Below are 12,564 nucleotides of genomic sequence, written 5' to 3' on the forward strand. Positions count from 1 at the left end.
CATTATTAATTTCTATTTAATCTTGTAGAACATATCAACAGGTTCATAAGAAATCCCTTCATATTTATTTATCAGTTTTCCTGTATCCGCATTATAAACCCATAACGATCCCTTGAATTCCCCTTCTCGATTCGGATTATATGAAGCTATATAAATTTCTTTTTGCACAGAATAATCTTGATAATTTGAATCATTACGACTTTTTTGATAATGATTCAAACAACGAATTTCCTCTCCTTCAGGTAACTTGATGAATGGCATTGCGTCCAAATCTAATTGAGTATAGAACCATTTATACACTTCATTTTTATGAGATACAAATGCACAAGTATAGTAATCATTAGGTAGAATTTGCGATTCTTCTGTAATAATTCCTTCTCTTACAGGACGTTCAAATAAGACCCATAATCCTTTTCCCGTGGATAAATTTAACATAGCAGAATGAATACCAACAACTTTAGTCTGGCCACCATCACGATACACAACAAAAACATCATTACCATCACTTTTCTCATTCTGGAAAATCTTCAATACATACTTTCCTTTAAAATAATCGAAACAATTTTGAAATGAAAAGAATGGATCATAACCATTAGCACCACTCCAACATACAGCATCCCGATCTTTACTAATAAAGACCTCTGTTGAACTACTAAAATAACTAGGACGATCATACCCATCCGTGTAAACTGTACCTTGTGGAAGTCCCGGGAATGGGAAAATCGCTTGTTGTTGCACTTGTACCATTGCAACCCCTCCATTTTTAGAAGTTACAGTAAACTCTGTACAATAACGGTAATCACAAGTCATCATCGTGGTTGGAACAAAATCCAGTTGATAGAATTTGAAATCATATTCATATATTTCTTCAAAAGTTTTAGCGTCTATCTGCACTAATTTCTGACTTTCCCCATGCAAAATGTATAAATAATTCCCCACTTTATCTATATCCACTGGATCTAGATATAATTCTTTACCTCCATTCGCATACGCAAAAGCATTCTGCATGAATGATGGTTCCATTCCTGCCTCTATCTCTTCCGGAGTTAACGTTTTCAAGAAAGAAATACCACCTTTTCCATCGGGACGACGCTCTAGGATTGTAAAACCTTCCTCAAACTGAGAATTAACAAAAACATGATAATATTTAATTGTACTTCCATCCTCACTTGTCACTATCTGCCGTAAGTGGTAATGCCCCAACTCTCGAACAACGTAACTCAAATCTTTTTCTTGAGAAATGTTTTTAAAAACCGTTGTAGATTCCCCAGTTTTTGGATCTTCGGCATAAAGTCCCATATCCCATTGATAGGTTAATGCATCTGTCTCACTTTCAATATCAGCCTTAATTTCCAGCGTGTTATTGAAATAAATATTGATCGAATCTTTTGCTGTAGGTAAAATATTTACCTCTATAATAGGCTGATCTGCCAATTTAGAATTATCATCATAGCATGCTTGCAAACAACATAAAACGATCAATATACCCCATATATATTTTATTCTATTCATAAAAGCCTAATTTTCAATTATTCATACTCTGTTGTTGCCGGATTGGGCAATTTATAATGTTCATCTCCTGTCTGTAGATAATACTCATACATCGGAGTATAAATATGCTGTTTAAAATAACCTAAATAAACATAGGTCGTCAGTAAATACGGATATCGGCTATGTGATTCGTTATCCAGATATTCTCCCCATTTGGATTCAATATCGTCATACAAGACGGGCAATTTTTCTTTAGTTTCATGGAAATACTTGATAAATAATATCAACTTATCCTGATTATAGGTTCCTAATCGATCAGGACGCCACCATTCGGGTTGCTCGATACTAATATCACCAAAAAACACGAGGCATTTTGTCCTATTGGTTGGTATATATTCATCGTTTGCTTCCAAATTCAAGTATAATTTATACTGAATATCTTTTACTAGGTTATCTCGTTTAAAATCTAATTTGATAGCTGCTGTCACAGAGTCTTTCATAAACACTTGAATTTCATCCATGTTATAATGAACTCCTAATTTCGCTGTTGAATTACGCACATCCGCACTCACCTTAAATTCAACATCTCGATCAAAATTAGCTAAACCAATCAAACTAATCGGGACTTCCAGATCAACTTCTTTATCTTCACGGGGACCATATTCAAAAAAGAACGTGTCCTTGTCAAAATAAATCTTATTTGTTAAAGAGGTATTATACAATTTATAATCTTCATCCGTACATGAAAACAATGCCCCTAATAACAATAGCGCAGTAATACTCGTGTATAATAATTTTCTCATAACAACATTCATATTAATTTCTATATTCATACTCATTATCAGGTACCGGGAACACATAAATATCTTTTGAGGCCTGGAATGTTTGATCGGTTATTGATTCATAAATTGACATATTATAGTGTTTCATAATCTGGAACCATTGCCCTTCACAAACCAATTCTTTACGGCGGTCATTATTAATATTCATTCGCGACACAACAACAATGCCATCCCCTTTGTTAAAGCCACTTAAACCGCGAGCTTTCACAACTTTATCTAAATAAGTCGCTGCCATTTCCATATTATCTGATACAAGATAATATTCTGACACGATATAATACAACTCTGGTAATCGAATCATGTTAATCCCACTTAATTTAGTCACGGGACGAGTATTTAATCGTACTTTAAAACGATCTACCACTTTCATACACCGCAAACCTTCCGCACCATGATCAGACAAAGTCTGGAACCACTTATCCAAGCGATAATCAAACCCGTCTTGGTCAACCTCGTAAATCTCCCTATAATCCGGTTTCGGATCATAGTAATTGTTTCCACCACTAGAATACATTACATCCCGCGTATAATTAGGAAATTCTTCAGAATATAATCCCCAAATCGTTTCTTTATCAGAAATAATACCGTTCATAATATCCTCCACATTTGTCTTATCCTCCATCGAGAAGAAAGGACAATCAATCACTTTCATGGCATAGTTCTTTGCTGTTTCTAAATCTCCTTTTTCCCAATAAACACGAGCAAGTAAAGCTTGTACTGCATAAAGATTCATATGAATCACACGATCCTTCACGAATCCCCCAGCATTTTCATCCACCCGATCAAAATACTCTCCATGAGTAGCTAATAATCTTTCTGCTTCTTTAAAATCACGAATGATCTTATTATAAGACTCATTGATCGGATCGAATGGGGTTACTTGGTAAGTATAATTCTCACGATATGGGATTCCCGTTGCATTCGGATTCTGTATTATACTCTCTGAGAACAAACGTAAAAGTTCAAAATGCATGAAAGCTCGTAATCCCAATCCCTCAGCTTTATAAACATTATACAAGGCAAATTTTGTAGAATCATGTTTGGCAAGATTTTCCAGCATATTATTCACGTAAGAGATCCCTTTATACATGGATTCCCATATCGCATCGATTTCCGGACGCACTTCCATATGTTTGTAATTGTAAAGCCGCAACTGATTAGACCAGTGCTGATCCCATCCTCCGGAAAAATACTGTCCGACAACATCCACCAAACCATACGTCATATTTTTCCCATACAGAGGTTCTCTCGCTAAATAAGAATAGACACCATAGATTGCCTCTTCAAATCCTTCGGCAGTTTCAAACAATTCATTATTCACAATTTCTCCTGTCGGTCTAACATCCAAGAAACTATCACAAGAATAACAGATTGTCAATAAGATAAATAATGTGTATATCAATCTTTTCATAATCATATCATTTTAGAAGGTCGGACTAATTGAGAAAGTAAATCCCCGGCTAAATGGATATTCCGTACCCCGTTCAAATTTCACGGTTGACATACGGAATGGGTCTTTCATTCCCACACTCAGTCTTAAACGCTTGAAACCAATTTTTTTCAATAGATTTTGATTAAAATCATAAGCTAACTCTATACTTCTACATATCACGTTATTATCATCTTCTACAAATCGACTAGTATGATAACTTGTGCGGGAATCTGCATTTGCAATATCCAAATAAGCGGGAACATCATTCACATTTTTCCAACGTTCCTCAAAAGCTCTCCGATCCACATTATTTCTCGGATTCACGTTCTCCACGTTATCTGCACGAGTCGTATTATATATTTGTCCTCCGAAATTATACTCGAAGGCCATATTCAATTGCCATCCCTTATATGATAACATTGGGAAAAACGCACCTTTTAACCAAGCAGACTCATCACCCACTACCACTTTGTCATTAGGATCATACTCCAAGGTCCAAGCACCATTTCGCTTGATAAATACCTCTTCTCCCGTTGCGGGGTTAATTCCTGCAGAACGTACAGCATAAATGGCAGAAGTTGACTCTCCTTCTTTATACAAGATTTTTGGAGCCGAGGATCCATCAGCATTAGCCTCCTCGTTATATTTTGCCAAGCTATTACTAATTCCCAAAATTTCATTTTTATTATGGTCCCCGTTTACTTTCAAGCTAAACCGCCAATCTTCCAAAGCTACCAACAAGGCCGTTACTTCAAACTCGAATCCCTTGTTACGCATCTGTCCCAAATTATTTCGAACCGTAATCTCTCCTACTGAAGGCGGAACCGACATATCAATCAACACGTCGTCTGTTGTCTTCACGTAATAATCAAACGTCGCACTGATTCGGTCATCCCAAAGATCAAGGTTTAACCCGAAATTATGAGCTTTCGTCAACTCCCATTTCAAATCCCGATTACCCATCGTTTTGGGCACCGCACCAATACCATGCAAATAGAAATTTTCTCCATTATAAAAATAAGTTGTCACAGCTTGATAAGGAGCAAAACTAACATTACCGGTTACACCATAAGAATAGCGAAGACGGAACGTGTTCAACCAACCAAAACGAGTCGCAAATTCCTCGTTATGAATGTTCCATCCAGCACCTACAGACCAGAAAGGAGCGAAACGATTCTTATCTCCAAATTTAGAAGAACCGGAACGACGGAAAGACCCGTCCACGAAATAACGATTTTTCACGATAAAGTTTGCATTTACAAAAGGTCCTATACTCGTACTTATTTCTTCCGATCCGGTAGGACGCTTTCCTTCACCAAAGCCTGCCGCAAAATTTGGTGCATGTAAGGAAGATTTGTAGAAACCATAAGCCGTATATCCATCTGTTGTAGTAGTCTCCTTCATTATGTCCGCACCACCATGCAAGGTTAACAAGAAGTCCTCTCCAAAATTTTGAGCATAATTCACAACAACCCGTCCCTCATATTTCAGATACTGCTCATTTTCAATAAGCAAAGAACCTTGCTCCGAACGACTCGTTGCATCCTTAAACACATTAGATTCAGGAGAATAGAAAACTTCCGTTCTATCTTTAGAAGTTACAATCGTCCCCGTCCCATTCACAAAAAGACCGGGTCTCACATCCCAACGGAAGGACAATGAATTCGTAAAGGAACGACTTGACCCTTTATCATAATTACCACATTCAGCCTCATACAGAGGATTTGCCATTTCCCATGAAAGAGTCTTGTTCAAACGCCCGTATTCATCATAAGGAGAATCATAAGGATTCATAACCACGTAATCCGAAAACTTTCCATAAGGACTCTCTTTCCATTTCAAATCAGAAAAGCTGGATTGAAAGGACACGGTCAATTTATTATCGACATGATAGGAAAGGAACATATTCAGACCTATCGTATTACGATAGTCTTTTTGCATAACTCCTTTCACCGTTCGCACATTAGCATTCAACCGATAGGTCATCCCGTTACCTCGGCCACTAGCCCCGATAGAATTATTAATCGTGTAACCCGAACGTAAAGGCTTGGACATCCAGTCAGTATCCATTCCCTTAGAAATTAATATTTTCTTCCTATTATATTCTTCAAAATCATTCAACAAAGAAAAATTATATAACCCCGCCAAACGTTCAAACTCTAATTTGTCTTTTGCATTCAGATAATCGTATGATCTCAAATCAGGAACCTCCAATGCTCCATCCAAATTATAGGACAATCGTAATTTATCATTCAGCACTCTTTTTCGCTCAATAACAATAACACCATTAGCAGCCTTTTCTCCATAAAGTGCCGTAGCAGAAGCATCTTTTAAAACATCCACACGTTCGATATCATTAATATCAATATCATACAAATCTCGCATCGTGATCTCTACACCATCCAACATAATAACTGGCTGGTTAGCACTTTGGTCCGCTTCCGTGGACAGAGATGAAGTCCCTCGAATGACGATTTCAGGCATCCGGTTCGGGTTCGACCCGAAAGCGTTATTCTCCACCATTCGCATACCGGGAGTTAACATCGAAATGGCACTAACCAAATTTGTATTAGATACCGCCTTAATTTCCTCAACGGTCATTGTCTTCACAGACCCCGTGAAACTTTCTTTCTTCTTGGTGAAAAATCCGGTAACCACAACATCATCTAATGCCTTGGTATCAGACTTCATCACGACATTATACTCTGTTTTCTTCTTGGAGATCTTTAATTCATAATTCTGCATTCCCACGAAGGAGAAAATCAATTTTGTCGTATCCGATTGAGGCACTTCCAAGTTAAACTTTCCATCAATATCCGTTGCCGTTCCTATTGATGTCCATTTTATCATTACCGTAACACCCGGTAACGGAATACCCTCCTCGTCTGTAACCGTACCTTTTACCTTTACTCCAGTAACTTTCTTCTCATCATCTTGTCGTTGAACATAAAAAATCACAACATGATCACTCGTAATCTCGTATCGTAAAGGTTTATCCGCAAAAACAAGATCAAGAATCTCCGATACTGTCTTGTAATGTACTTTTCCACTAACGGTATATTTTTGAACATCCTCATGGTTAAATACGAATTTTAGATTGGTCTTTTGCTGAATCTGTTCAAAAAGCTGAACCATATTCATGTTCTCAAATACCAGATCAATCCGATCCTGTTGCGACCACACTTTCGCATTCAAACTAGAGAAGCCCAAAATCAATACCAGGAATACTAGCTTGATTTTAATCATAATCCAGATTAGGTTTCTACATAAAAATTTCATAACTTTGTTTTTCAAGTTTAACATTAAAATTCCTTTGGCGAGGAGTTTTCATCCAGGAAGCATGTTGGCGCAAGCTTCCTGTTTTATTTTCAATTTCTACTTATATCTTTTACCGTGAGAATTCGTCCCTTTAAATCTAAACTTATTTTCTTTGTTTTTTCTAATATATTAATCACCTCGTTTATCGAAGAACTTCGTTTAAACCAAGCGGAGAAGTGATAATCTTTTACCTGTTGATTCATATAAAACACGTCAACATCATACCAACGGGCAAGCTCTTCCATGATATTTTCCAAACGGCATTGCGTGAAACCAAACGCACCATGTCTCCAAGCCACTTGCTCTTCAACATTTACAACCCGTATCCGTATTTCATTATTTTCCAAAACAGCTTGTTGTCCCGGTCGTAACCTGTCTACCTTTCCCTTTCTCTCGATCTGTACTCCCCCTTCAACTAGCGTTGTCGCCAGACTCTCATTCAAATAATTCCGAACGTTAAATTGAGTACCTGTCACTCTCACATTATACTCGTTCATACGCACGATGAAAGGTTTTTCCACATCTTTAGCCACCTCAAAATAGGCTTCCCCCTCTAATTCAACCTGCCGTGTATTACCGGAAAATGTCACCGGATAACGAATGTGGCTATCGGAGTTTAACCAAACAATGGTACCATCAGCCAACACCAGCTTATATTCTCCCCCACGAGGGACAGTGACCGTGTTGTAAATAGTTTCTGTCTTCATGGTATCATTCATGATTTTATAAACCAATTCTTTATCCGGAAAATTTGAAATCACCATTCCTTTCTCGTTCACGTGAACGATCGTGTCCGCAAGCATTACTTGCTGACCAGAAGATAAGGTCAACACGGCTTGCTTTCTACCCGGTTGCACGGGCACTTCAGCATAAACCACTTTTTCCTGTTTATTTTCACGGATGAGGAGGAAAACCCCGAGACTCAAAGGTAATATCATAATAGCTGCGAATTTCAACAAAGTCCGTATCAGGGATATTTTACGTGCTGGATGAACTTGATTCCACGCCTTTCTCTTGTCAATTCTCTCCTTAACCTGAGAAGCGATGATGCCCGAACGAATCTTCAGTAAATCATTATAATATTCCCGGTTGGAAGAATTTTGATACCACTTGTCAAAAAAAACACTTTCTTCTTTTGACAAATGTTCTTCCGAAAGCCGTTTTATTATTATTTCTTCTATATTCATTTTCTTTATTTCTGGCTGTTATACCCTAAAGACAGGAGAAGAAATAAAACGAGTGGCTCAAAAAAATAAAAAAATTAAAGATTATTTATTCAGATGCACTTTTCCCTTTGAAATAAAGGGCAAAAAATAATATCGGATAAGAAACTTCTTTGCGCAATTCTTCTCGTAGGAAAGCGTAGGCTTTCTTCACATGATCTTTTACCGTATTCAAAGAGATTCCTAATAGATCTGCAATTTCAGCGTAGGATTTAGATTCTATCACGCATAGTTCCAATACCATTTTACGTTTTTCCGGTAACTTATCCAACAATTTACCTACATCTTCTATGAATTGTTCTGGATCTTCATCATCATCTTGTATTTCCTGCAACAAATAATATTGTTTATATTTATCCACCACTTGTTGATGTTCCAGATAATTTAAACAACGATTTTTTACGGATAACAACAAATACCCCTCAAGATTTTGAACACTTTTCAACTCCCCCCGTTTTTCCCACAAACGAACAAAAACTTCCTGCACAACATCTTCCGCAACAGCAAAATCATTTGTATAAAACGTCGCTTGCTGCACCATTCCAACATACAACAAATCAAACAAGGACTTAAATTCTTTCTCATCCCCATTTATTAAACGATCTTGATTTATTGGAACTTTTGATGTCATAAAATGAACGTTTAATAATAAAAAACTCTCGAATAAAATCGCAAAAACGAATATTATTCAAATTTTTGGCAACTAGTTATTTATAATTTGCACAAATTCCTACATAAGTGAACGCCGTAGCTAAAATAGGCTATTATTAAACGTTCATTTAATGATACAAATATAAAATTTATTCTTAGAATCTTTAGCCCGATACAATAATAAGATTACCACTCCATCCAGAATAGAATGATAACTAATTATACCTATCCAACTTTGACTATAAAACGATCAACTTTTCCAACGTTTCAGCATTGGAAAGAATTGTTGCATCTCGGCACGAGCCTCTTCTTTCGTGTAAGGATGCTCCATGTCTTTATTGAATTCGTCGAGAAATTGCAGACAGTGGTCAATCATCTCGTTCATCGTGCAATCTTCAGTAAAAGCCCCGTCACGATAGCAGTAAGAACAATACTCTTCATTTCGGGAACCATCCACGTTACGACCAAATTGTTCGTCTGCCGTCATCGGCATCCCGCAACTCTGACAAAATTTGTTTCCCATAATCTAGGTTTTAGGTTTTAAATTATGGCAAATATATGAATTTTATCATCTTGTATATCTTTTGGGGAACTTATTACGCCTACTATTCGTTCAATATAAAGATTAAAAAGGATAGAAATGAAAACATTATTTATTACAACATTATTGGTAGCAGGAATGCTGACAACATACACTCAAGCTTGTACCCGTGTGGTATATCTCGGTAAAAACGGGATGGTTGTAACAGGTCGAACCATGGACTGGAAAGAAGATTTAAAGTCCAATATTTACGTGTTCCCCAGAGGAATCGAGAGAGCGGGGGCGGACAAGGGGAACACGATTCATTGGAAATCCAAATACGGAAGTGTCATCACGGCAGGATACGACATCGGTACTTCTGACGGGATGAATGAAAAAGGTTTGGTGGCCAATCTCCTATATCTGACAGAATCCGATTATTACCGTCCAAACGACACTCGTCCGGTCATGGGAATCAGCATCTGGACCCAGTATGTACTTGACAATTTTGCAACCGTGGATGAGGCCGTAAAGGAGCTAAGCAAAGAGACATTCCGGATAGACGCACCGGATATGCCGAACGGGGCGAAATCAACTTTACACTTGGCCATTTCTGACGCATCAGGGAATAGCGCCATATTCGAATACATCAAGGGAAAACTCATCATACACGAAGGGAAAGAATATCAAGTCATGACAAACTCTCCTTCTTACGAACAACAAATCACGCTAAATAATTATTGGCAACAAATCGGTGGCCTGGTAATGTTACCGGGAACCAACCGGGCTGCAGACCGTTTTGTCAGGGCATCATTTTACATTAATGTTATCCCGCAAACAGACAATCAACGAGAAGCAGTAGCCGGAGTTTTTAGCGTTATACGCAATGTATCGGTTCCTCTTGGGATTTCTACCCCGGCACAGCCTAATATCTCTTCCACTCGATGGAGAACGGTCGCCGACCAAAAGAATAAAGTATATTTCTTCGAATCCACGATGACTCCCAATGTATTCTGGATTAACATGAAAGACCTAGACTTTTCAGAAGGTGCATCTGTCAAGAAATTAAACCTTGCAAACGGAGAAACTTACGCGGGGAATGCGGCCAAGGACATGGTAAACAGTCCCTCGTTCAAATTCTTGTTCGAAGTGATATAAAAGGAATGATTTGATTAAGTCCATGAGGTTTGAGAACTTCATGGATTTTATACTTTATCATTGCAGTTGCCGGATTCGTACCTCAATTCCCGGAATATCTTTCAAAGAAGATTTCAATTCTTCCACGTTCGTCTCCCCGTAATGATAAGGGTAAAAGACTTTAGGTTTTATCACTCGTGCCGCACGATCCGCTTGGAGAAGGGTCATCGTGTAAGGCTGATTCACGGGTAAAAAGGCAATATCAATATCTTTCAAATTTTGCATTTCCGGAATATCTTCAGTATCTCCTGCCACATATACTTTTGTTCCCCCGAACGTCAATACATATCCGTTATCCCGGTCTTTCGGGTGATAAATTTCCCTTCCCGGAGTCGTGTTATAGGCCGGAACCGCATCCAATTCAAACCAAGAATCAGGTTTGAGACGATCCCCGTTTTTCATGACTTGCCCTTTGCCCAGTTTCTCCCGGGAAGAGGCATTCGTGATCAGGAGCGTCCCTTCTTTCTCTACCGCCGAAATGGCTTTCGAATCCAAATGATCGCCATGTTCGTGGGTAATCAAGATAACATCTGCTTTAGGTAATTTACTATAATCAGCATAATCAGAAACCGGATCAACATACATGATCTTACTATCGTACTCAAACATCAAGCTACCATGCTTGATAAAAGTAATTCTCAACTCCTTCCCGTCTTTCGTTTTGAAAAAATCCGTCTCGAACTTTCCAGTCTTAGTTAACATACCTAGCGTAATCAATAATATCACTACTGTCGTTTTCATGATAACTTCAATTTTAATGGTAACAATCACCAGATCGTAAACTTACTTCCGATCTACACCCAAAGTTATGAATTATTTCCCAATAATTTATAACGTCGAAACCAATTCTCGTTGTTTTCGAAAGAAATGAATACGCTGCAAATCACCACTTTCCGATATTAAAGTAGAAAAACGTTTCAACGACGAAATCCAATTCTTCACGCTATCAAACGTCTTGTCATCTAAAGAGGCCACGGAATTCAGGGTAAAAGCTTTGATCAATGAAAGTTTACATTTCTGAGTTAAAATATACGAGTAGGTCGTGTCAAAATTAATATTGGATATGTAGAAATTTATCCTGTGCCCATTATCAAATTTTCCCCGGGCTGCAAGCCGTTCCGTGTAATCCAAAAGACGATACAATTCCTCTTTTAGCTCATGCACATCATTATCAGAAATCAAGTTCACGCTCGAAAAATATTTAATGTCATTGATTAAATACATGAAGATCATGTTATCAAAAATAAAACAGGAATCTTTTACCCTCTGGGTTTCCGTGATAAAATTTCTTTGAATCTGTACCATACGATCCGGAATAACAATCTCATGTAACGGCTGCACGGAATCCAGACCATCATGTTGTGCTTTCCACTTGAACAAATAAAACCGGGTTAGGTATTTATATTTTAAATAGAGTGCCTGTGGGAGAATATTGGTAGACGAAGCTGCCTCCGAATACGTGTTCGGTTCTATCGAACGGAAAACATCTACAAAATTATCCATCATGTCAAGATCTATTTCCAACGGATTGATAAATTCTGTCAATTTCAACTGGAAAGGCCGACTTTTAGGCGAAACCGACTCCAATATTCCGTCAATCGAGATATTCATCTCTTTAGAAATTTGGGCTGTCTCCAACAAGGTAAACGGGACATCCCCTCGCAAACGTCGATAAATAGCCTCTTTACCGATACACAACAAATTCCCCAATACACTTGCTAGATTTTCTTCATAAGGGAGTTTCTCCCGGATTGCTTTCAATAAATTATCATGTAAAACTTCCTGTTTCATTTCATGTCGCTCTTTAATCATCATTATAATCGTAAAGCAATCAAATCTCCACCATGTTATCAAAAAACGTTCAGGATTTTTGCCGATTAGTATACACTC

Annotated in this window: 10 protein-coding genes; 1 reads left to right on the forward strand and 9 read right to left on the reverse strand. The window is 37.8% G+C overall.

The features are described from left to right. Positions 1 to 12 precede the first annotated feature (12 nt). The 7 genes from AB5542_RS08610 to AB5542_RS08640 all read right to left on the reverse strand — a co-directional run bounded on the left by AB5542_RS08610 (position 13) and on the right by AB5542_RS08640 (position 9,480). The gene (locus AB5542_RS08610; protein WP_118303048.1) at positions 13 to 1,512 is read right to left on the reverse strand and encodes a hypothetical protein; all 1,500 of its coding nucleotides are present in this window, start codon (positions 1,510 to 1,512) and stop codon (positions 13 to 15) included. A gap of 17 nt (positions 1,513 to 1,529) precedes the next feature. Continuing rightward, positions 1,530 to 2,294, reverse strand: coding sequence for a DUF4843 domain-containing protein (locus tag AB5542_RS08615; RefSeq protein ID WP_158581815.1), 765 nt, complete (start codon positions 2,292 to 2,294; stop codon positions 1,530 to 1,532). 13 nt (positions 2,295 to 2,307) lie between these two features. After that, the gene (locus AB5542_RS08620) at positions 2,308 to 3,744 is read right to left on the reverse strand and encodes a RagB/SusD family nutrient uptake outer membrane protein (protein ID WP_158581814.1); all 1,437 of its coding nucleotides are present in this window, start codon (positions 3,742 to 3,744) and stop codon (positions 2,308 to 2,310) included. 12 nt (positions 3,745 to 3,756) lie between these two features. Next, entirely contained in the window at positions 3,757 to 7,044 is a 3,288-nt protein-coding gene (locus AB5542_RS08625; protein WP_158581813.1) for a SusC/RagA family TonB-linked outer membrane protein, read from the reverse strand. Positions 7,045 to 7,133: 89 nt separating this feature from the next. Next, on the reverse strand, positions 7,134 to 8,270 hold the full coding sequence (locus AB5542_RS08630) for a FecR family protein (protein WP_118303040.1): 1,137 nt from the start codon (positions 8,268 to 8,270) through the stop codon (positions 7,134 to 7,136). Between the two features lie 85 nt (positions 8,271 to 8,355). Continuing rightward, positions 8,356 to 8,937: an RNA polymerase sigma-70 factor gene (locus AB5542_RS08635; protein WP_087419394.1), complete on the reverse strand. Its 582-nt coding sequence runs from the start codon at positions 8,935 to 8,937 to the stop codon at positions 8,356 to 8,358. Positions 8,938 to 9,207: 270 nt separating this feature from the next. Further along, the gene (locus AB5542_RS08640; protein ID WP_279038703.1) at positions 9,208 to 9,480 is read right to left on the reverse strand and encodes a zinc ribbon domain-containing protein; all 273 of its coding nucleotides are present in this window, start codon (positions 9,478 to 9,480) and stop codon (positions 9,208 to 9,210) included. Positions 9,481 to 9,597: 117 nt separating this feature from the next. On the opposite strand from AB5542_RS08640, the gene AB5542_RS08645 reads away from it, so the two are divergent. Next, positions 9,598 to 10,635: a linear amide C-N hydrolase gene (locus tag AB5542_RS08645; protein ID WP_087419393.1), complete on the forward strand. Its 1,038-nt coding sequence runs from the start codon at positions 9,598 to 9,600 to the stop codon at positions 10,633 to 10,635. A gap of 57 nt (positions 10,636 to 10,692) precedes the next feature. Here the strand turns inward: AB5542_RS08645 and AB5542_RS08650 are convergent, their stop codons facing one another. Further along, positions 10,693 to 11,415 (reverse strand): MBL fold metallo-hydrolase, encoded by a 723-nt coding sequence (locus tag AB5542_RS08650; protein WP_279038702.1) that lies wholly within the window; start codon positions 11,413 to 11,415, stop codon positions 10,693 to 10,695. Positions 11,416 to 11,502: 87 nt separating this feature from the next. Next, positions 11,503 to 12,564 (reverse strand): hypothetical protein (locus AB5542_RS08655; protein WP_368243031.1); only part of this gene is annotated, 1,062 nt, incomplete at its 5' end.

The sequence above is a fragment of the Butyricimonas sp. RTP31003st1_G1_RTP31003_210430 genome, assembly GCF_040920905.1.
In the GTDB taxonomy this organism is placed as follows: Bacteria; Bacteroidota; Bacteroidia; order Bacteroidales; family Marinifilaceae; genus Butyricimonas; species Butyricimonas paravirosa.

Excerpts from the sequence above, each read along its gene's own strand:
- AB5542_RS08620 (WP_158581814.1), bottom strand. The coding sequence starts at position 3,744 with ATGAAAAGATTGATATACACATTATTTATCTTATTGACAATCTGTTAT.
- AB5542_RS08640 (WP_279038703.1), bottom strand. The coding sequence starts at position 9,480 with ATGGGAAACAAATTTTGTCAGAGTTGCGGGATGCCGATGACGGCAGAC.
- AB5542_RS08610 (WP_118303048.1), bottom strand. The coding sequence starts at position 1,512 with ATGAATAGAATAAAATATATATGGGGTATATTGATCGTTTTATGTTGT.
- AB5542_RS08650 (WP_279038702.1), bottom strand. The coding sequence starts at position 11,415 with ATGAAAACGACAGTAGTGATATTATTGATTACGCTAGGTATGTTAACT.
- AB5542_RS08630 (WP_118303040.1), bottom strand. The coding sequence starts at position 8,270 with ATGAATATAGAAGAAATAATAATAAAACGGCTTTCGGAAGAACATTTG.
- AB5542_RS08615 (WP_158581815.1), bottom strand. The coding sequence starts at position 2,294 with ATGAGAAAATTATTATACACGAGTATTACTGCGCTATTGTTATTAGGG.
- AB5542_RS08635 (WP_087419394.1), bottom strand. The coding sequence starts at position 8,937 with ATGACATCAAAAGTTCCAATAAATCAAGATCGTTTAATAAATGGGGAT.
- AB5542_RS08625 (WP_158581813.1), bottom strand. The coding sequence starts at position 7,044 with ATGAAATTTTTATGTAGAAACCTAATCTGGATTATGATTAAAATCAAG.
- AB5542_RS08645 (WP_087419393.1), top strand. The coding sequence starts at position 9,598 with ATGAAAACATTATTTATTACAACATTATTGGTAGCAGGAATGCTGACA.